The sequence below is a fragment of the Enterobacter cloacae complex sp. SYL001 genome (assembly GCF_049237025.1).
Classification (GTDB): Bacteria; Pseudomonadota; Gammaproteobacteria; order Enterobacterales; family Enterobacteriaceae; genus Enterobacter; species Enterobacter intestinihominis.
The window spans coordinates 86,473-107,268 of record NZ_JBMKJI010000015.1; the positions used below are offsets into that span (position 1 = coordinate 86,473).

Consider the following 20,796-nt stretch of genomic DNA (forward strand, 5'->3'; position numbering starts at 1 on the left):
CGTGTCGCTTGAGGTTAAAAAATGCGTTTAGTCGGGTACACTATCGGAAATACGAGATGAGAATGACGAATGAAAAAGAAAACATCGCTCAGCGAGGAGGATCAGGCTCTCTTCCGTCAGCTGATGACCGGGACGCGTAAAATCACGCACGACACCATTGTCCATCGCCCACAGCGTAAAAAAATCAGCGAGGTTCCGGTCAAACGGTTGCTTCAGGAGCAGGCCGATAACAGCCACTATTTTTCAGATGAGTTTCAGCCGCTGCTAAATACGCAGGGCGCGGTGAAATACGTGCGCGAAGACGTTAGCCATTTTGAACTGAAAAAATTACGCCGGGGAGATTACTCGCCGGAGCTGTTCCTCGATCTGCATGGGTTGACCCAGATGCAGGCGAAGCAGGAGCTGGGGGCGTTGATCGCGGCGTGCCGACGCGAGCATGTTTTTTGCGCCTGCGTGATGCACGGTCACGGCAAACATATTCTCAAACAACAGACGCCGCTGTGGCTGGCTCAGCATCCGCACGTAATGGCTTTTCATCAGGCACCAAAAGAGTACGGCGGAGATGCCGCATTGCTGGTGTTGATTGAAGTTGAGGAGTGGCAGCCGCCAGAGTTGCCCTGACAGGATGGCGGGAGGCACGCGGCACCCCGCCATATCGCACGTCACGTCAGATAGCTTTAGCCATCTTCAGGTTGCACGGACTCATTTGCCAGTTAAAGACCCCTTTGCCGGTTTCGTCGAGGGTGACGTTGGCAATGGCGGACGTTGTGAACATCGGCGGCGTTTCGCCCGGGCACAGCTCAGATACCAGATAGCCGACCAGCGGCAGGTGGGAAATGACCAGTGCGGAAGCGACACCTTCGTTGCACAGCGCCTGAAGGTAAGCACTGACAAGGCCAACATCGCCACACGGCGTGAGTTCAGGGAGAACATCCACACTGGATGGCAGGTTCATACACTCCCCTACCACATCCAGCGTCTGTTCTGCCCGCAGGAACGGACTCACCAGAACGCGTTCAATGTCCACTTTTTGACCTTTAAGCCATGTCGCCATCTGACGGGATTCGTCGCAGCCACAGACGGTTAAAGGACGTACTGAGTCACTGGCGGCATCGAGTGCCGCGTCGCCGTGACGCATGATAAAAACTTGCATATTGCACCGCTTTTGTTAACCAGAATCACCGGCGTTAACTACCCGCGATTAATGCTCTGAGGTAGAAAACCCGATGGCCGGGCATTGTGCCTGATCCATTCGGTGAATGAAACGCTGTTTTTTACCTCAATGGCGTAAGTATAGTCAATCTCTGTTTACAATTTCGCCAGAACAGGTTCCATCACCTCAGGATTTACCCTTCTTTGACTTCAGTTTACGCAATCAGTTTCCCTTGCGGGCCAGAATGTCTGACCCCGTTCCGCCATCTGCAATAATTCGTCACAAGGTGTAAACCGTGGACCGTATTGCGAGGCCAGACGTTGCAGGATCGCAACCACTTCACCCGCCCCGAGGGTATCCATATACCGGAACGGGCCGCCAAGGAATGGCGGAAAACCGATACCAAACACGGCACCGATGTCGCCGTCGCGCGCGCTTTTGATCACCTGCTCACCAAAGCAGCGCGCCGCTTCATTGAGCATCATCATCACGCAGCGCTCAGCACACTGAACCGCCGACAGTTTTCCCTGACCCGTGACAGGAATAAGCGCATAAACCGAAGGGTCGACCTGTTTCTTGCTTTTACGCCCTTTCGCGGCGTAAAGATAGAAACCGCGTTCATTTTTTCTGCCTTTGCGATCGTCCTTCAAAATTGCGGAAACAAAGTTTGCAGGCGGCGCAAAACGATCGCCATAAGCCGCTTCCAGCACAGGGATAATTTTAGTCCCCGTATCAATTCCTACCTCATCCAAAAGTTGGATTGGGCCGACGGGGAAACCAAACTTCACCAGGGCGTCATCGACGTGCTCAATTTTCTCCCCTTCCGTCAGCAACCGCATCGCTTCGTTAATATACGGCGCCAGAATGCGGTTGACGTAGAAGCCGGCTTTGTCCGCGACCACAACAGGAGTTTTGCCCTGTTTTTTCGCCAGCTTCACCACGGTGGCAATAGTTTGCGGGCTGGTTGTGGCATGAGGGATAACCTCCACCAGCGGCATTTTTTCGACAGGACTGAAATAGTGCAGCCCTATCACCTGCTCCGGGCGCATGGCTTTCGCCGCGATGTCGCCGATCGGCAAAGACGAGGTGTTTGACGCGAAAATGGTGTGCGGCGCGCAATGCTGTTCAACGTCCGCTACCATCTGCTGCTTAAGGGCCAGATCTTCGAACACGGCTTCAATCACCAGATCGCGGTGTGCAAACCCACTGTAGTCGGTGGCGCCAGTGATCATCGCGAGGGTTTTATCGCGATCGCTGGCCTTGATATGGCGGCGTTTCACTTTGCGATCAAGGTTCTGCCAGCTGTACTGCAACGCGTGGTTGATGCCCTTAGGATTGATATCTTTGATACGTACGGGCAATTTGCCTTTGCTGGCGGTGACAAACGCGATGCCGCCGCCCATCAGCCCACCACCCAGAACCCCAACGGCGCGCAGCGGAGCCGGTTCAGCTTCACTGCCCGGATCTTTTTTAACCTCCGTGCTGGCAAAGAAAATGCCGCGCAACGCCTGCGACTGCGGCGTCATCGCCAGCTCGCCAAACGCTTTCGCTTCCGCGGCATAACCGCTGCTGCTGCCCTGCGATAAACCGGTTTCAATCACCTTCAGAATGCGCGTCGCTGCCGGATAGTTCCCTCTGGTTTTTTGCTCGGTTTTTTTACCCACCATATTAAACAGCAGCGTGCGCCCCAGCGGCCCGGCGAGGATACGCTCACGCACCGGCAGGGGGCGTTTCGCCTGACGACCTTTCAGCGCCCGCTCAACGGCAGCCTCAAGCAAGATTGCGTGCGGAACGACCTCATCAACCAGACCCGCCTTTAACGCCTGACGGGCGCGCAGCTGTTTACCGGTTAAAATCATCTCCAGCGCAGTACTGACGCCCACCAGCCGCGGCAAGCGCTGCGTGCCACCTGAACCGGGCAGCAATCCAAGCTGTACTTCAGGCAGTCCGAGTACGGTTTTCGCATCGTCGGTACAAATGCGATTGTGGCAGGCCAGCGCCAGCTCAAGCCCGCCGCCCAGGCAAGCCCCGTGGATCGCAGCGACAACGGGTATCGACAGCGCATGGATCTCCGCCATCACCTGCTGCCCCTGACGCGCCAGATCTTCTGCTTCCTGAGCGCTTGTCGCCCGGGCAATCATGTTGATATCGGCCCCGGCAATAAAGTTATCCGGCTTTGCCGAGATAAATACCAGGCCACGTATCGCTTTGTTTTCGCGGATCTGTCTGAGCATCGCACGCACCTGAACGCCGAACTCCGCCTTCAGGGTATTCATTTTTTCGTCGGGCACATCAATGGTGATAACGGCCACGTTATCAAGGCGAACAGCAAGGTTAAATGCAGATGTCGTTTCCATTATTCAGCCTCCAGAACCATTGCTGCGCCCAGGCCGCCCGCCGCACAGGCGGTGACGAGACCAAAGCCGCCGCCACGGCGACGCAGTTCGTGCAACGTCTGGGTGATCATTCTCGCCCCGGTCGCTGCAAACGGATGACCATAAGCAATGGAGCCACCCAGCACATTGAATTTACTTTGATCCACTTCGCCTGTGGCATGTGCGCGGCCCAGCACGTCGCGGGCAAAACGTTCGCTCGCCATAAGCTGCACGTTTGCCAGCGTTTGTGCGGCAAAGGCTTCGTGCATATCAATTAGCGTGAGATCGGAGAGCGTTAGCCCCGCGCGCTCCAGCGCCAGCGGCGTGGACCAGGCCGGTCCGAGCAGCATGTCCTGCCAGACATCGATGGCGGTAAAGGCATAGCTGCGCAAATAGCCCAGCGGTGTGATGCCCAGCTCTTTCGCCCGGGATTCCGTCATCAGGATCACGGCGGCGGCACCGTCCGTCAGCGGCGTACTGTTGGCCGCCGTAACGGTGCCATGTTTACGGTCAAAGGCCGGGCGCAGTTTTGCGTAATCTGCCAGGGTTGAGGTGCCGCGAATGTTGTTATCTTCCGCGAGCGGTTCCCGGTAAGGCGGTACATAGGCGGTCATCACTTCGTTGGTCAGTTTGCCCTCCGACCAGGCTTTCGCTGCCAGCTGATGCGAGCGATGCGCCAGCACATCCTGCTGTTCGCGGGTAATACCGTAGGTTTTTGCCATTTGCTCGGCTGTATCGCCCATGCGCAGGCCGGTGGAGTATTCAGCAACGGCAGGTGGCACAGGCATGAGGTCGCGCAGGCGTAAACGCGAGAAGAGTTTAAGCTTTGCACCGGTAGTGCGAGCTTTGTTGGCATCCACCAGAATGCGGGCCAGCTGTTTGCTGACGCCGATGGGCAGCACGGAGGAGGAATCAGCGCCGCCGGCAATTCCCGCGCGAATGGTCCCCGCCATCAGGCTTTCCGCCACGTTCGCCACCGCCTGGAAACTGGTAGCGCAGGCGCGGCTGACGCTGTAGGCGTCGGTATGAACATTCATGCCGGTACCCAGCACGATTTCACGCGCGATATTGGGTGCTTCCGGCATCTGTACCACCTGGCCGAAAACCAGTTGCTCAATAACCTCTGGCGGGATCTCGCTGCGAGCCAGCATCTCCCCCACCACCATTTTTCCCAGATCGACAGCCGGTATACCGTGAAACGCGGTTGCCTGACGTGCAAACGGCGTACGTAACCCGCTGACAATGGCAATGCGGTCACCGTGTCGGGTGATAAGCGGTAATGCCTGACTCATAACACTCCCCTGTAAAAAAATTTTGCGCGCACGTTAAGTGGTCTGACCTGATAATAGTCTTAACTATTTTTTTACATTGAGCCAATCGGGGAAGCGAAAAATTGCGAGCTAAGGCACAGAGAAGAAAAAGAAAATGCCCAGGGTAAAAGCAAAACGGTAACCCGTGGGTTACCGTTTTTAGTGTTTGCGCCCTCTCCCGTGGGAGAGGGTTGGGGTGAGGGCACCAGACCGCAGGAATTAACGCAGGCCCAGCTGGAAGATCAGCGTTTCTGCCTCGCAGGCGAACACAAAGTCGATATCCAGCTGTACGCCGCCTTCCACTTCCGTGAAGGTAGATTTGATTTCACATGGATCGGATTCGACTTCACGCGCACGCTTGCTCAGCGCGGCCAGCGTCTCTTCCGCTTCAGCGCGGTTAGGGAATACGCGGCTGTAAGAGGCGGTGCAATCGGTGTTGTCCATAATGGTGCCAACATCCATACAGCAGCAAACCGGGGTTTCATCAGCACTGCATTTACTCATAGCTCAATTTCCTCTGTATTCGCGCAGCGCGCGAGATAAACACGATGCGACTATTTTACGCCCCCGGACGAGCCCCCTCCAGCCGTTAATGGCGCAAAACCGGATAAGTGAGCAATATCACACTAAAAAATGATCTAAAACAAAATTCACCTTTTCGGATGAATCGTACTGGTCACAATTTTGCCAACCAGATCTCGTTTCATGAAACATGTTTGAAAATATTAATAAACAAACTTGCAACATCCCAGCTGGTCAGACCTATACTCTCGCCACTGGTCTGATTTGTATGTCATACCTCAGACCCTACACTTCGCGCTCCTGTTACGGTATGTAACAATTATTGAATAAAAATAACTCAATGAGGTTATGGTCATGAGCCAGAAAACCCTGTTCAAACAAACTGCTTTAGCAGTTGCAGTGGCAATCGTCTCAACGTCCGCCTGGTCAGCGGGCTTCCAGTTAAACGAATTTTCTTCCTCTGGCCTTGGCCGTGCGTATTCCGGGGAAGGTGCGATTGCCGATGACGCAGGCAACGCAAGCCGTAACCCGGCGCTTATCATGATGTTTGATCGCCCTACCTTCTCTGCCGGTGCGGTTTACATCGATCCTGATGTCAACATTTCTGGCAAATCTCAGTATACCGGCGCAGATCTGAAGGCGGATAACATTGCACCAACGGCGTGGGTGCCTAACCTGCACTTTGTTGCGCCAATCAATGAACAGTTTGGTTGGGGTGCCTCTGTCACCTCAAACTATGGCCTGGCAACGGAGTTCAATAACAACTACCCGGCCGGGGAATACGGCGGTAAAACCGACCTGACGACCCTGAACCTTAACCTGAGCGGCGCATATCGTCTGAACGATAACTGGAGCTTTGGTCTGGGCTTTGATGCTGTCTACGCTGATGCAAAAATCGAGCGTTATTCCGGGGAGCAAACTGCTGCGCTGCCGAAAAACAGTAATAAAATTGCCAGCCTGAAAGGTGACGAGTGGGGTTATGGCTGGAACGCCGGTATCCTTTATGAACTGGATAAAAACAACCGCTGGGGTCTGACCTACCGCTCAGAAGTGAAGATTGACTTCGATGGCGATTACAAAAGCGGCATCCTGAGCCCAGTCAACGGTATGGTACCGGGCGCAGGCACCACCATTCCATGGGGTACCTCGAATCAAACCGTACCGGGTTCACTGTCACTGCATCTGCCAGAAATGTGGGAAGTGTCAGGTTATAACCGCGTTGCGCCGCAGTGGGCTATTCACTATAGCCTCGCGTATACCAGCTGGAGCCAGTTCCAGGAGCTGAAAGCCACCGGCAGCAACGGCCAGACGCTGTTCTATAAAGACGAAAGCTTCCACGATGCTTACCGTATCGCACTTGGTACGACCTATTATATGGATGACAACTGGACGTTCCGTACCGGCGTGGCATTTGATGACAGTCCGGTACCGGCAGATAAGCGTTCTATCTCCATTCCGGATCAGGACCGTTTCTGGGTAAGTGCGGGGGCAACCTACGCGTTCAACGAGAATGCCTCTATCGACGCGGGCGTGTCGTACATGCATGGACAGAAAGTGACCTTCCAGGAAGGCCCTTACGAGTTTACCTCTGAAGGTAAAGCCTGGCTGTTTGGTACCAACTTCAACTACGCGTTCTAATCCCAACACGATTAAAAAAGGTGAGCATCGCTCACCTTTTTTATTTATTCCGAATCGATATCTTTTAATTCGTTCTCGATGGCTTTCGCGTTCGGATTATCTTCCGGCTTCAGCTTACCGCCGTTGGCAATAAAGTCATGGTTCTGGAAATAGGCCTCGCGGACCATGATGTACGGATCGGAAGACTGACGCAGCAGACCGTCAGAGTCCAGCAGTTGCGCACGTGTTTCAATCCCTTCCACGGTCCATTTACCAATCGACAGCGGCCAGGTGAGCCATGACAGCACCGGATACAGCGTATCCACCATGTCGCCGCCATCATCACGCACGGTAAAGCTGCCGTAGAATGGCAGGTGCACATACGGCCCATAACCTACGCCATAATGCCCCAGTGTGCTGCCGAAACGATGCGGCTGTTCACGCTGTAATTTCGGGTTCGCCATGCCTGCGACATCTATTAAGCCGCCCATACCCAGCAGAGAGTTCAGGAAGAAACGGGTGAAATGCACCATCCCCTGATACGGGTCGCCCTGGAGGAAGTAGTTCACCATCACCGCTGGCTCTTCCAGGTTACTGGTAAAGTTGCTCAGCCCGTTACGCGCTGGCTGCGGAACGTAGTCACGCCATGCCACGGCAACCGGACGAACCAGATATGGATCCAGCACATTATAGTTAAAGTTGTACATTGAACGGTTAAATCCTTCGAGAGGATCGGAGCGTCCCGTTTGCTCGCCAGAGCTGGCGCAGCCCACAAGCATCGTTACGCCCAGCGCAAGCGCCGACAGCCGAAGCTTCATATATTTCTCCCTGTTCAATATGGCTATCGTTGAATGCCATCTGTGACGGAGCCTGTGAGGCTCCGCCTGAAACGTGCAAGTGATTGTAACAGCACGCTTACCGATGTCTACGAGGACAATGACGACCCGCTCGCGTCATCACGCTAATTTCAGCATAGCCTGTCTTTAAGAATTCGTTTCGCTGGCAATTTTATATTGGCTTTGAAAGAGATGTCTCACCTTTATTGCCATTTTCAGCAATTTAAGAGCTTCCCCACGGGCAAGGCACCAAAAGCCGCTACGCTTAAATGAGCGATTACCCCGAAGGAGCAGTTATGAAAGATATTAACGAAGAAAAAATTGGCGAGAACAATGAGGAACATGAGATTGAAAGTGAGGAGAAAGACCGGGGAGAAGAGATAGAAGTCGATGAGGATCGCCTGCCGTCGCGCGCCATGGCCATTCATGAGCATATTCGCCAGGATGGCGAAAAGGAGATGGAGCGTGATGCAATGGCCCTGCTGTGGTCGGCCATCGCAGCCGGTCTGTCGATGGGCGCCTCTCTGCTCGCCAAAGGTATATTTCACGTTCAGCTGGAAGGCGTGCCGGGCGGTTTTTTGCTGGAGAATTTAGGCTACACGTTCGGCTTTATTATCGTCATTATGGCGCGACAGCAGCTTTTCACGGAGAACACCGTCACTGCCGTACTGCCCGTCATGCAAAATCCGACCCTTGGTAATTTTGGTTTACTGATGCGCCTCTGGAGCGTCGTGCTGCTGGGGAACCTGATCGGTACGGGCATTGCAGCCTGGGCCTTCGAGTATATGCCAATTTTTGATGAACCGACCCGCGACGCATTTGTGAAGATTGGCATGGACGTAATGAAAAATACGCCGGTTGAAATGTTCTCTAATGCCATTATCTCCGGCTGGATCATCGCCACTATGGTGTGGATGTTCCCGTCAGCGGGCAGCGCGAAAATCGTGGTGATTATTCTAATGACCTGGCTTATCGCACTCGCCGATACCACGCACATTGTTGTCGGGACCGTTGAAATCCTTTATCTGGTATTTAACGGCACACTCCACTGGAGCGACTTTTTCTGGCCGTTCGCCCTGCCTACTCTCGCAGGCAACATTTGTGGCGGAACCTTTATCTTTGCACTGCTGAGCCATGCGCAAATCCGTAACGACATGTCCAACAAGCGTAAGGCCGAACTTAAGGCTCAGGAAAAAAAGGATAAAACTGCCGAAAAATCGGCGTGAACGGTGACTCTTTGACCAGTCAGGCGGCAATGCGCTTAACGAGAAGTGTAATTAACGCTATACTCTTGCCGCTTCGTCCCCTTAGTTAAATGGATATAACGAGCCCCTCCTAAGGGCTAGTTGCAGGTTCGATTCCTGCAGGGGACACTTTTAATTTCCCCCTATAATGCCTGATTTATCAATCCGCTTTGCAATTGCCGCTTTTTTAAGCAAAAACGAGTAATAGCTCATAATGTATAACGGTGCTACATTAAGCCGCCCACCCAAGTCAGCAATGGCCAGGCAACGTCGTAAAGAACGGTAAAGCCTGCAACCATGACCTCGTCCTACGGTCTCAATGGCACGTGGTATCGCGAAGTCTGCGCTACCTTCACAGGCTTTACAAAGGTTCCACTATTTTGTCTCAATCCAAATTTCAGCGGGCGTTTCTGCACCCGCGCTACTGGTTTACATGGTTCGGCCTTGGCGTACTTTGGCTGCTAGTCCAGCTTCCTTATCCCGTGATTCGCTTCCTGGGTTCGAAGCTCGGCAGCGCATCGCGTCACTTTCTTAAGCGTCGCGAGTCCATTGCCCGAAAAAATCTTGAACTTTGCTTTCCGCATTACAACGCGCAGCAGCGTGAAACGCTGATCGCTGAAAACTTTAAATCTATCGGTATGGCGCTGCTTGAAACCGGTATGGCCTGGTTCTGGCCAGACGAGCGTGTCCGTAAATGGTTTGACGTTGAAGGTCTGGATAACCTCAAACATGCCCAGATGCAAAAACGCGGCGTGATGGTTGTGGGTGTGCATTTTATGTCGCTTGAGCTGGGCGGCCGCGTTATGGGTCTTTGTCAGCCGATGATGGCAACCTATCGCCCGCATAACAGCGCACTGATGGAATGGGTACAAACGCGGGGCCGCATGCGTTCAAATAAGGCGATGATCAGCCGTAACAATCTGCGCGGTATGGTTGGCGCCCTGAAAAAAGGTGAAGCCGTCTGGTTTGCCCCGGACCAGGACTACGGCCCTAAAGGCAGCAGCTTTGCCCCTTTCTTTGCGGTTAAAGATGTCGCTACGACGAACGGTACCTTTGTGATTTCACGTCTCTCTGGCGCCTCGATGTTAACGGTGACCATGGTCAGAAAAGCGGATAAGTCAGGCTATCGTCTGCATATCTCACCGGAGATGGCGAACTATCCTGAGGATGAGAGTGAAGCCGCGACCTTTATCAATAAGGTGATTGAGTTTGAGATTATGCGAGCACCTGAGCAGTATCTGTGGATGCACCGCCGCTTTAAAACCCGCCCTCTGGGCGAAGCCTCACTTTATATCTAACCCCTTTCGAAGGTTAGTTTCGCTAAGAAACTAACCTTTTCAAGCACCTGTAATCGCAGTGCGTAACGGCTTTTTTCGACCGTCGCTCAACAGGCATTTATTGCGTACTGAAATCAAACTGTCGCCGTTCCACGACACTCGTAAGTATCGGAAATTATTTAAAAAAATGCCTCTTGTCACTCCTGAAATTTAGGCGTACATTAGCGCCGTCTGGCGACAGGAAAGCACAGAATTCAGAGCTGAAGTTAGCGACGTAACGGGATAATTCCGATTTCCCCTTTCGCATGATTTCAACTCTCTATACTCAGTTGGACTCTGTTTTTTTAATGCGTACCGGAAGATACGCGGAGCGATGAAACGTGAAATATTTCTTTATGGGCATTTCGGTTATTGTTTTAGTTTGGGCCGGAACGTTTGCTCTGATGATCTAGTTAAGAAAATGCAGTCAAAAAAACAGGCGCCGTTAGCGCCTGTTTTTTTGGTGTCCGTTACGACTCGGGTTGTTCCACGACGCTCTTAACTGCAAGCAGGCCATCCGCGCGGAACATGCTTTTAATCCCCCGCACAGCCTGACGGATACGGTCGCTGTTTTCGATCAGCGCGAAACGCACATGCGTGTCACCGTAGTCACCAAAGCCAATGCCTGGAGAAACGCAAACCTTCGCGTCCTGAAGCAGTTTTTTGGCAAATTCCAGAGATCCCATCGCCGCATACGGCTCGGGGATTTTCGCCCAGACGTACATGGAAGCTTTAGGCATTTCAACCATCCAGCCCGCTTCGTGAAGCCCTTTTACCAGCACATCACGGCGGCGCTTGTACTGGGCGGCAATATCAAGCACGCACTGCTGATCCCCTTCCAGCGCCGCGATGGCCGCGACCTGCAATGGCGTAAACGTACCATAGTCATGGTAACTTTTAATACGCGCCAGGGCGCTCACCAGCGTTTTGTTTCCCACCATAAATCCAATTCGCCAGCCCGCCATGTTGTAGCTTTTCGACAGGGTGAAAAACTCAACCGCCACATCACGGGCACCCGGTACCTGCATAATTGACGGCGCTTTCCAGCCATCATAAACGATATCAGCATAGGCGAGATCGTGTACCACCAGCACGTCGTAACGCTTAGCCAGCGCGACCACTTTCTCAAAGAATTCGAGTTCGACGCATTGTGCCGTTGGGTTGGACGGGAAACCGAGGATCATCATTTTCGGCTTCGGATAGCTTTCACGAATCGCCCGTTCCAGCTCGTTGAAGAAGTCGACGCCTTCCACCAGGGGGACAGAACGCACCTGCGCGCCAGCAATCACCGCCCCATAAATATGAATTGGGTAGCTCGGATTCGGCACCAGGACGGTATCGCCGTGATCGAGCGTCGCCAGCATCAGGTGGGCCAGCCCCTCTTTGGAGCCAATGGTCACAATTGCTTCGCTTTCAGGATCGATATCCACCTGATAACGGTCCTGATACCAGCGGGAGATCGCCCGACGCAAGCGTGGAATGCCGCGAGAGGTTGAATACCCATGGGTATCGGGACGCTGGGCAACTGTGCAGAGTTTCTCAACGATATGCGGCGGCGTTGGGCCGTCAGGGTTACCCATACTGAAATCGATAATGTCTTCACCGCGCCGACGTGCAGCCATTTTCAGTTCAGCAGTGATATTGAAAACATAAGGGGGGAGACGATCGATACGCGTAAAACGGCGTTCAGGACTGAATTCAGCCATAGATTCCTCAGAGTCACGTTAGCGCCCGGACCGTCCGAGCGACGCTGCCACCCGTGTGGCATGCTTAGAAAATAACCTGAAGAAAAAGACGCTGTCGAGGGGATAACGGCAAAACAATATATTGCGCTAAAACGGGAATGCGATTGCAGTGAAAAGCGGAACTCTTATCGTGATCAGGCAGTTTTAAGCGCTGCGATTTAACACAATATTTTCAGTATCGTTACCCGACGCTTCTCCCCAAACGAAAAAGCAGCGACTTTCAGTCAAAAGCCAGCAATCCCCTTTGAGAATTATGGTTTTTCCCCATTTGATAAATCTGATGGATAGCTGGTCATCTGGCCCTATGTTTTCTATCATAGATTTTTCCCGTTTTCCCAGGCCTGACCGTGCACGAAATCTTCAATATGCTCCTGGCGGTGTTCGACCGCGCGGCATTAATGCTGATCTGTCTCTTTTTCCTTATCCGCATCCGCTTGTTTCGCGAACTGTTGCATAAATCTGCCCACTCGCCAAAAGAGCTGCTGGCCGTTACGTTTATCTTTTCGATGTTTGCCCTGTTCAGCACCTGGTCCGGCGTGCCGGTAGAAGGCTCGCTGGTGAACGTGCGCATCATCGCCGTAATGTCAGGCGGGATCCTCTTTGGTCCCTGGGTCGGGATTATCACAGGCATTATCGCCGGCACCCATCGATACCTGATTGATATTGGCGGCGTGACGGCAGTCCCCTGCTTTATCACCAGCATTATTGCCGGGGTACTCTCCGGCTGGATTAACCGCAAAATCCCGAAAAAACAGCACTGGCGTGCGGGGATTATCGCGGGGATGGTCTGCGAAACGCTGACCATGATCCTGGTCGTCGTCTGGGCACCGACCACTGCGCTGGGGCTGGATATCGTCTCGAAGATCGGTATTCCGATGATCCTCGGAAGCGTCTGTATAGGCTTTATCGTGCTGCTGGTGCAAAGCGTGGAAGGCGAAAAAGAGGCGAGCGCCGCGCGTCAGGCGAAGCTGGCACTGGATATTGCCAACAAAACGCTGCCGATTTTCCGACACGTTAACACCGAATCTTTACGTCAGGTTTGCGATATCATCCGCCGGGATATTCACGCCGATGCGGTCGCCATCACCAATATTGACCACGTGCTGGCCTATGTTGGCGTCGGTGAGCACAATTATCGCGACAGCGACGATACCATCAGCCCGACCACCAGACAGGCGATTAACTACGGAAAAATCATCATTAAAAACAATGATGAAGCCCACCGGACGCCAGAGATCCACTCAATGCTGGTGATCCCGCTGTGGGAAAAAGGCGTGGTCACGGGGACGCTGAAAATTTACTACTGCCATGCGCACCAAATCACCTCCTCGCTCCAGGAGATGGCGATTGGCCTGTCGCAGATTATCTCCACCCAACACGAAGTTTCGCGTGCGGAGCAGTTGCGCGAGATGGCAAATAAGGCAGAGCTGCGTGCCCTGCAAAGCAAGATCAATCCCCATTTCCTGTTTAACGCACTGAACGCTATCTCCTCTTCCATTCGTCTTAATCCGGATACCGCGCGGCAGCTGATTTTTAATCTGTCGCGCTATCTGCGCTACAACATTGAGTTAAAAGACGACGAGCAGATCGACATCAAAAAAGAGCTGTATCAAATCAAGGATTACATCGCGATTGAGCAGGCACGCTTTGGCGATAAGCTGACGGTCATTTACGATATTGATGAAGAGGTCAACTGCGTGATCCCAAGCCTGCTGATCCAGCCGCTGGTGGAAAACGCCATTGTTCACGGCATTCAGCCGTGTAAAGGAAAAGGCGTGGTCACGATTAGCGTGACGGAAAGCGGTAACCGCGTGCGAATCGCCGTGCGCGATACCGGACACGGCATCGATCCGAAAGTGATCGAGCGCGTCGAATCAAACGAAATGCCGGGAAATAAAATCGGGCTGCTGAACGTGCACCACCGGGTCAAGCTGCTGTACGGTGACGGGCTGCACATTCACCGCCTTGAGCCGGGCACCGAGATTGCTTTTTATGTCCCGAACGAACGAACGCCCATTAATGCCCCCATATCCTTGTTGCCGTAGGCCGGAGTAACAGATGAAAGTCATCATCGTAGAAGATGAAATTCTGGCTCAGCAGGAGTTGAGCTGGCTTATCAAAACCCACAGCCAGATGGAGATTGTTGGCTGTTTTGAGGATGGTCTGGACGTGCTGAAATTTTTGCAGCATAACCGGGTCGACGCGATTTTTCTCGATATTAATATTCCGTCTCTGGACGGCGTTCTGCTGGCGCAAAATATCAATCAGTTCGCCCATAAGCCGTTTATTGTGTTTGTCACCGCGTGGAAAGAGCATGCCGTGGAAGCCTTCGAGCTGGAGGCGTTTGACTATATTCTCAAGCCGTATCAGGAGTCGCGTATTATCAGCATGCTGCATAAGCTGGAAGCCGCATGGCAGCAGCAGTCGCTGCCCACCAGTGCCAGTCCGGTAGCGCGGGAAAACGACACCATTAATCTGGTGAAGGACGAACGGATCATCGTCACGCCTGTCGACGATATTTACTATGCTGAAGCGCACGAAAAAATGACGTTTGTCTATACGCGGCGTGAGGCCTACGTAATGGCGATGAACATCACCGAATTTTGCAACAAACTCCCGGCAGCGCACTTCTTCCGCTGCCACCGCTCGTTCTGCGTCAATCTGAACAAGATCCGCGAGATCGAACCCTGGTTTAATAACACCTATATTTTGCGTCTGAAGGATCTGGATTTTCAGGTGCCGGTAAGCCGCAGCAGAGTTAAAGCGTTCCGCCAGCTCATGCACCTGTAGCGCGTTCCCTCTCCCGCAGGAGAGGGAGATGGATGTCAGAGGATCTGGCCAAGTACCTGACGCAGATGCGCCCCGGAGCCAAGCAAGCCCGGATTGTCGTGGACAATCAGGTAAACCGGAATGTCCTGCACGTAACTTTTGAAGCGGCCTTTGTCTTCAAAGCCACCACGGAAACCGGAGGCGGTAAAGAAATCGAGGAAGCGCGGCACTATCCCGCCCGCAATATAGACCCCGCCAAAGGTGCCGAGATTCAGGGCCAGGTTGCCGCCGAAACGCCCCATAATGACGCAGAACAACGACAAAGCACGACGGCAGTCAATACAACTGTCGGCCAGCGCGCGTTCGGTCACATCTTTAGGCTGCAGATTTTCCGGCAGACGACCGTCTGATTTTACAATCGCCCGATACAGGTTCACCAGACCCGGACCAGAAAGCACGCGCTCGGCCGACACGTGACCAATCTCGGCGCGTAGCTCCTCAAGAATAATGCCCTCTTCTTCGCTGTTCGGCGCAAAATCCACGTGGCCGCCCTCACCCGGCAGGCTGACCCAGCGTTTGTCGACGTGAACCAGGTGCGCCACCCCCAGACCGGTTCCGGCGCCGTAAACAGCAATGGGTTTGCCTTCAACCGGGGCCGTACCGCCGAACTGAATCAGATGCTCAGGTTTAAGCATTGGGATAGCCATGGAAACCGCAGTGAAATCGTTGATAATTTCAAGGTGCGAGAAGCCGAGGTTTTTCCGCATTTCGGCAATTGAAAAGGCCCACGTGTGGTTGGTCATCGCCACCCAGTCGCCGGTGATCGGACAGGCGATGGCGATACAACCGTCTTCAACGCTCACTTTATGCTCTTCAAGATAGACGCGAACTACCGCTTCCAGGCTTGGGTAATCCAGCCCTGAATAGGTTTTCGCCTGAGAAATTTCACCGCTGTTTACATCGCACAGGGCAAGGCGCGCGTTGGTGCCGCCTACATCACCTACCAAAGCATACTTTGTCATTCTTCTACTGCTCCGCTAAAGTCAGAATAAATCTTTGGGACACTGTAAATTCAAGGCGTGATAACAACAACGACCAGAAGGTGACTGCCCATGGATTATCGATCTTCGTCACATAATAACTTTACCGTTTCAGCACCTTTTGCACTATTGCCACAATGCTGATTGTGCAAAGTAACGTTAAGCCGTTTTGTACAAGGAAATCATCATGCTCCATCCGCGAGCCAGAACCATGCTGTTATTGGCTGTCCCGGCGCTAATTATTGGCGTAGCGTCGAGCCTGGTGCTCATCGTCGTCATGAAAGTAGCGGCAGTGCTGCAAACGATTTTATGGACCGCGCTGCCGATTAAACTTGGCATCAGCACTGACTCGCCAGGGTGGATCATGATGATGCTGACCCTGACCGGAATTGCCGTAGGTCTGGTGATCCGCTATAGCCCGGGCCATGCCGGGCCGGACCCGGCACTGGAACCCTTGATTGGTGCGCCAGTATCTCCCTCTGCTCTGCCGGGGCTTGTTATCGCGCTGATTATCGGTCTTGCGGGCGGCGTAAGCCTCGGGCCTGAACATCCCATTATGGCGGTTAATATCGCGCTGGCGGTCTTTCTGGGAGCGCGTCTTTTCCCGCGCGTTGGCGCGCTGGACTGGACGATTCTGGCTTCCGCCGGTACCATCGGGGCACTGTTTGGTACCCCAATAGCGGCTGCGCTCATCTTTTCGCAAACGCTCAGCAGCGACAATGATGTGCCGCTGTGGGATAAACTCTTTGCGCCATTGATGGCCGCCGCAGCAGGGGCCCTCACGACCAGCCTGTTTTTCCATCCTCATTTTTCACTCCCCATCCCCCACTATGGCCAGATGCAACTCACCGATATTGTCAGCGGTGCCGTCGTCGTCGCGATAGCCATTGCGCTGGGAATGATCGCAGTGTGGTGTCTTCCGCGCCTGCATCGTCTGATGCACAGGCTGAAGCATCCGGTGCTGATTCTGGGTATGGGCGGTTTTATTCTGGGCGTTTTAGGCGCTATCGGCGGGACGGTTACGCTGTTTAAGGGTCTGGACGAGATGCAGCAACTGGCCTTCAGCCAGGTCTTTAGCGTCTCCGATTATCTGCTGTTCGCGCTGGTAAAACTGGCGGCGCTGGTGATCGCTGCAGCCTGTGGTTTCCGGGGAGGACGGATCTTCCCGGCGGTATTTGTTGGCGTCGCGCTGGGGCTGATGCTGCATGAGCACGTCGACGCTGTCCCTGCGGCGATTACCGTCTCCTGCTCCATTCTGGGGCTGGTACTGGTGGTAACGCGCGATGCATGGCTGAGTCTGTTTATGGCGGCCGTTGTGGTGCCGGATACCACGCTTCTGCCGCTCCTTTGTATCGTGATGTTGCCCGCCTGGCTCCTGCTGGCGGGCAAACCGATGTTGATGGCATGGCGAAACGACAGGTAATCAGGCGTTATTGCGCGCCTCCAGCGCTTTGGTCAGCGCGCTCAGCAGCGGCGGAATATCGGCTTTCGGCAGCATCACCTCGATCAGCGATAGTCGCTCGTGGTGTGCTACTTTATCCAGCACCTCCGCCAGTGTTTCCGCTTCGCTGACGCGCCAGCATTCTGCTTCTGGCGCCAGGCTCAGCGCCTGCGGGATCTGCGTCCAGTTCCAGAGGGCAATATCGTTATAGCGCTGCTCCGGCCCGTGGATGGCTCTCTCAACCGTGTATCCCTCGTTGTTAAGCACCAGAATAATCGGGCGCTGCTTGTCGCGCAGCATCGATCCCAGCTCCTGAATGGTCAACTGCGCGGCACCGTCACCCGTCAGGACAATCACGCGTCGGTTCGGACACGCTGTTTGCGCGCCAAACGCCGCCGCGAGCGTGTAGCCGATCGATCCCCAAAGCGGCTGGACGATAAAGTTCACGTCTGCCGGTAAACGCAAATCGATAGCGCCGAAAGCAGACGTCCCCTGGTCAGCCAGAATAATGTCTCCGGGGCGAATAAACGTTTGCAGGGTACGCCAGAAGCTCTCCTGAGTCAGCGCCCCTTCGATAGTGGGGAAAGAAGAGCTGCTGTGATCAGATGGCGCTCGCGTATCACGAACATAGGTTTTACACAGCGCTGTCAGCGTTTCAATGGCCTCCCTCATCGGGATACCCGTAAACCAGACGTCGCCGACGCGGGACGCGTGGGGCTGAACCTCTATCGTCTGAACTGGCGTCAGCTGGTGGGTAAACCCGGCTGTGAGCGTATCGGTAAAGCGCGTGCCAATGCACAGCACCGTATCAGCCCCCTCGATTGCCTCTTTGACCGCCGCGGCGCTCGCCGATCCGCTGTAGGTGCCATAAAAACCGCTCTGTCGTTCGTCAAAAATGCCCTTGCCCATCAGCATGGTGGCGTGTGCCATCGGCACCTCTTTCACCCACGTCTGAAGGGCCGCGCGCAAACCGTGGCGCAGCACCAGGAAGTCCGCTAACAGCGCGGTGCGTTTGCTCGTTGAAAAACGCTTTTCGGCAGCCTCACGGAACGCTTGCATGCAGGCTGAATCGGCCGGTGCGGAGTTAAGAGTGAGAGCGCTTACAGGGGGCGTAGCGGCTTTTTTCGCCACATCGGCGGGCAGCATCAGGTAGCCCGGACGGCGCTCCCGCAGCATGGTGGTCAGGACTCTGTCAATTTCATAGCAGGCGTTTTGTTCGGTAAGCACCGCCTGTGCAACGGTGATGGGTTCGCTCATGTGGTAGAAATGGCGGAACTCGCCGTCGCCTAAGGTGTGGTGCAGTAACTCTCCTCGCTGCTGCGCCGCCATACCCGGAGCCCCCACAATATGGAGCACGGGGACATGTTCGGCAAAGCTGCCCGCCACACCGTTCATGGCGCTTAACTCCCCAACGCCGAAAGTCGTCAGGAGTGCGGCAAATCCCTTACAGCGGGCATAGCCGTCTGCGGCGTAAGACGCGTTCAGCTCGTTGGCACAGCCCACCCAGCAGATGTCCGGGCTGTCTATCACATGGTCGAGAAACTGCAGGTTATAGTCGCCCGGCACGCCAAACAGATGATCGGCACCGCAATCTGTTAGTCGGTCCAGCAGGTAATCGGCGACGCAATAGGGGGTACGCATATTATAGGTGTCCTTCTGACGTTGACCTCACTCTGAGTATTAAATAAGCGTGAAGGGTGTCCAGAATTGGCGACAATCAGGGGCTGGAAAGAATGCTTTACGAAAAAAGCTGAGCTATGCTCATTTTCTTCAGGTTAGTGTAAACGCATACACTGATTTTTCTTTCCAGCGCCAGAGGTCTCGCTCATGGGTTATCAACCTGACAAAAATCGTTACCAGACAATGCAATATCGCCGCTGTGGACAAAGCGGCCTCAAGCTTCCCGCCATCTCGCTGGGGCTTTGGCATAATTTTGGCGACGCGACGCTGCTCGAAAACAGCCGTCAACTTTTACAGCGCGCCTTCGATTTGGGTATTACACATTTTGACCTTGCTAATAATTACGGCCCACCTCCTGGTTCAGCCGAACGCAACTTCGGGCGCATCCTGCAGGAGGATTTCCTGCCCTGGCGCGATGAGCTAATCATCTCCACCAAAGCGGGCTACACCATGTGGGACGGGCCTTACGGCGACTGGGGCTCGCGTAAATATCTGATTTCCAGCCTTGACCAGAGCCTCAGGCGTATGGGGCTGGAGTACGTTGATATCTTCTATCACCACCGCCCCGATCCACAAACGCCGCTACGTGAAACGATGAAAGCGCTTGACCATGTGGTGCGCCAGGGCAAAGCGCTGTACATCGGCCTGTCCAACTACCCGGCAGAACTGGCGCGGCAGGCGATTGAAATACTGGAGGATCTGGGTACGCCCTGTCTAATCCACCAGCCGAAGTACTCCATGTTTGAACGTGCGCCTGAAGAGGGGTTGCTGGACGTGTTGCAGCAAAAAGGGGTGGGATGTATCCCCTTCTCTCCCCTGGCGGGCGGACAGTTGACCGATCGCTATCTGAACGGCATCCCGGCGGATTCTCGCGCAGCAAGCGGCAGTAAGTTCCTTAATCCGGACCAGATCACCGACAAAAAGCTGGAAAAGGTACGCAAGCTGAATGCGCTGGCGGAAAAACGGGGGCAAAAGCTTTCGCAAATGGCACTGGCCTGGATCCTGCGCCACGATGCGGTGACATCAGTGCTCATCGGCGCAAGCAAAACCGGACAAATTGAAGATGCTGCAGGCATGCTTGAAAATCGTCATTTCTCCGCAGAAGAGCTGAAGACGATAGAAGCGATCCTGTCCAGTTCAGATTAAAAACACTTTTAGCAAAAAGTGCTCTCGTTCATGATTTAGGAGTTGAGGCGATGAAACGAATGTTTACCAACTCGTAAAATTGCGTTAACAGGTCGCACAGCGGCCCCGATCGTGAAGGAGAAGAGTATGTTCAGGTCACTGATTCTTGCAGCGGTACTACTGGCTTCGGCCCCGCTGGTCGCCAATGCGGGCGAAATCACCCTGTTGCCATCGATTAAATTACAAATTGGCGATCGTGATGACTACGGCAGATACTGGGACGGTGGCTACTGGCGCGACCGTGACTACTGGCACCGACATTATGAGTGGCGTAAAAACCGCTGGTGGAAACACGATAACGGCTATCACCGTGGCTGGGATAAGCGTAAGGCCTACGAGCGCGGCTACCGCGAAGGCTGGAACGATCGTGACGACCGCCGTGGCGGCAGGGGTCACGGAAAAGGCAGAGGCCATGGTCACGGCCATCACCATTAACAGCTAAAAGGAGCCTCACGGCTAATGCTGGTCACTTAAGGTGACCAGCATTGTTTTTAAAGGGATATTTTGATTTTTTCTGCCTGATTTCCCTTTCATATTCCCGCTCCCTCCTCAGTGGCAGTTTC

General features: G+C 54.0%; 18 protein-coding genes and 1 tRNA gene. 11 read left to right on the forward strand and 8 right to left on the reverse strand.

Features of this window, described 5'->3' with window-relative positions:
• Nucleotides 1-69 precede the first annotated feature (69 nt).
• Nucleotides 70-621 (forward strand): endonuclease SmrB, encoded by a 552-nt coding sequence (smrB, locus tag ACOTZP_RS14760; RefSeq protein WP_022648866.1) that lies wholly within the window; start codon nucleotides 70-72, stop codon nucleotides 619-621.
• 46 nt (nucleotides 622-667) lie between these two features.
• Here smrB and sixA read toward each other — a convergent pair whose 3' ends face one another.
• The 4 genes from sixA to ACOTZP_RS14780 all read right to left on the reverse strand — a co-directional run bounded on the left by sixA (nucleotide 668) and on the right by ACOTZP_RS14780 (nucleotide 5,342).
• The gene (gene sixA, locus ACOTZP_RS14765; protein WP_003861375.1) at nucleotides 668-1,153 is read right to left on the reverse strand and encodes a phosphohistidine phosphatase SixA; all 486 of its coding nucleotides are present in this window, start codon (nucleotides 1,151-1,153) and stop codon (nucleotides 668-670) included.
• 209 nt (nucleotides 1,154-1,362) lie between these two features.
• On the reverse strand, nucleotides 1,363-3,510 hold the full coding sequence (gene fadJ, locus ACOTZP_RS14770; RefSeq protein ID WP_271074631.1) for a fatty acid oxidation complex subunit alpha FadJ: 2,148 nt from the start codon (nucleotides 3,508-3,510) through the stop codon (nucleotides 1,363-1,365).
• Nucleotides 3,510-4,820, reverse strand: a complete 1,311-nt coding sequence (gene fadI / locus ACOTZP_RS14775) for an acetyl-CoA C-acyltransferase FadI (RefSeq protein WP_271074630.1) — start codon at nucleotides 4,818-4,820, stop codon at nucleotides 3,510-3,512. Before fadI ends, fadJ begins: the two co-directional genes overlap by 1 nt.
• A gap of 237 nt (nucleotides 4,821-5,057) precedes the next feature.
• On the reverse strand, nucleotides 5,058-5,342 hold the full coding sequence (locus tag ACOTZP_RS14780) for a YfcZ/YiiS family protein (protein WP_022648869.1): 285 nt from the start codon (nucleotides 5,340-5,342) through the stop codon (nucleotides 5,058-5,060).
• A 372-nt stretch (nucleotides 5,343-5,714) separates the two neighbouring features.
• Between ACOTZP_RS14780 and fadL the strand changes: the two genes are divergently transcribed.
• A complete protein-coding gene (gene fadL, locus ACOTZP_RS14785; RefSeq protein WP_022648870.1) occupies nucleotides 5,715-6,998 on the forward strand; it encodes a long-chain fatty acid transporter FadL in 1,284 nt (427 codons plus the stop codon).
• Nucleotides 6,999-7,042: 44 nt separating this feature from the next.
• Here the strand turns inward: fadL and mlaA are convergent, their stop codons facing one another.
• Nucleotides 7,043-7,795, reverse strand: a complete 753-nt coding sequence (mlaA, locus tag ACOTZP_RS14790; protein ID WP_022648871.1) for a phospholipid-binding lipoprotein MlaA — start codon at nucleotides 7,793-7,795, stop codon at nucleotides 7,043-7,045.
• Nucleotides 7,796-8,109: 314 nt separating this feature from the next.
• Here mlaA and ACOTZP_RS14795 point away from each other — a divergent pair, with 314 nt between their 5' ends.
• The 4 genes from ACOTZP_RS14795 (at nucleotide 8,110) to ypdK (ending at nucleotide 10,786) form a co-directional block, all read left to right on the forward strand.
• Nucleotides 8,110-9,039, forward strand: a complete 930-nt coding sequence (locus ACOTZP_RS14795; protein WP_271074629.1) for a formate/nitrite transporter family protein — start codon at nucleotides 8,110-8,112, stop codon at nucleotides 9,037-9,039.
• A 75-nt stretch (nucleotides 9,040-9,114) separates the two neighbouring features.
• Nucleotides 9,115-9,186 (forward strand) — tRNA-Arg (locus ACOTZP_RS14800).
• A gap of 248 nt (nucleotides 9,187-9,434) precedes the next feature.
• Entirely contained in the window at nucleotides 9,435-10,355 is a 921-nt protein-coding gene (gene lpxP / locus ACOTZP_RS14805; protein WP_168713920.1) for a kdo(2)-lipid IV(A) palmitoleoyltransferase, read from the forward strand.
• 359 nt (nucleotides 10,356-10,714) lie between these two features.
• A complete protein-coding gene (gene ypdK / locus ACOTZP_RS14810) occupies nucleotides 10,715-10,786 on the forward strand; it encodes a membrane protein YpdK (RefSeq protein WP_099458937.1) in 72 nt (23 codons plus the stop codon).
• Nucleotides 10,787-10,843: 57 nt separating this feature from the next.
• Here ypdK and alaC read toward each other — a convergent pair whose 3' ends face one another.
• Nucleotides 10,844-12,079, reverse strand: a complete 1,236-nt coding sequence (gene alaC / locus ACOTZP_RS14815; protein ID WP_023300650.1) for an alanine transaminase — start codon at nucleotides 12,077-12,079, stop codon at nucleotides 10,844-10,846.
• 386 nt (nucleotides 12,080-12,465) lie between these two features.
• Between alaC and ACOTZP_RS14820 the strand changes: the two genes are divergently transcribed.
• Complete coding sequence (locus tag ACOTZP_RS14820; RefSeq protein WP_421633744.1) at nucleotides 12,466-14,163, forward strand: LytS/YhcK type 5TM receptor domain-containing protein; 1,698 nt, start codon at nucleotides 12,466-12,468, stop codon at nucleotides 14,161-14,163.
• Between the two features lie 13 nt (nucleotides 14,164-14,176).
• Nucleotides 14,177-14,908: a LytR/AlgR family response regulator transcription factor gene (locus tag ACOTZP_RS14825; RefSeq protein ID WP_032623833.1), complete on the forward strand. Its 732-nt coding sequence runs from the start codon at nucleotides 14,177-14,179 to the stop codon at nucleotides 14,906-14,908.
• Nucleotides 14,909-14,943: 35 nt separating this feature from the next.
• Here ACOTZP_RS14825 and glk read toward each other — a convergent pair whose 3' ends face one another.
• The gene (gene glk / locus ACOTZP_RS14830) at nucleotides 14,944-15,909 is read right to left on the reverse strand and encodes a glucokinase (protein WP_022648928.1); all 966 of its coding nucleotides are present in this window, start codon (nucleotides 15,907-15,909) and stop codon (nucleotides 14,944-14,946) included.
• Nucleotides 15,910-16,114: 205 nt separating this feature from the next.
• Here glk and ACOTZP_RS14835 point away from each other — a divergent pair, with 205 nt between their 5' ends.
• Entirely contained in the window at nucleotides 16,115-17,350 is a 1,236-nt protein-coding gene (locus tag ACOTZP_RS14835; RefSeq protein WP_271074581.1) for an ion channel protein, read from the forward strand.
• Here the strand turns inward: ACOTZP_RS14835 and ipdC are convergent, their stop codons facing one another.
• On the reverse strand, nucleotides 17,351-19,009 hold the full coding sequence (gene ipdC / locus ACOTZP_RS14840) for an indolepyruvate decarboxylase (protein ID WP_271074580.1): 1,659 nt from the start codon (nucleotides 19,007-19,009) through the stop codon (nucleotides 17,351-17,353).
• Nucleotides 19,010-19,195: 186 nt separating this feature from the next.
• On the opposite strand from ipdC, the gene mgrA reads away from it, so the two are divergent.
• Nucleotides 19,196-20,194 (forward strand): L-glyceraldehyde 3-phosphate reductase, encoded by a 999-nt coding sequence (gene mgrA, locus ACOTZP_RS14845; protein WP_023306661.1) that lies wholly within the window; start codon nucleotides 19,196-19,198, stop codon nucleotides 20,192-20,194.
• 126 nt (nucleotides 20,195-20,320) lie between these two features.
• Nucleotides 20,321-20,668, forward strand: a complete 348-nt coding sequence (gene ypeC, locus ACOTZP_RS14850) for a DUF2502 domain-containing protein YpeC (RefSeq protein ID WP_022648932.1) — start codon at nucleotides 20,321-20,323, stop codon at nucleotides 20,666-20,668.
• Nucleotides 20,669-20,796 lie beyond the last annotated feature (128 nt).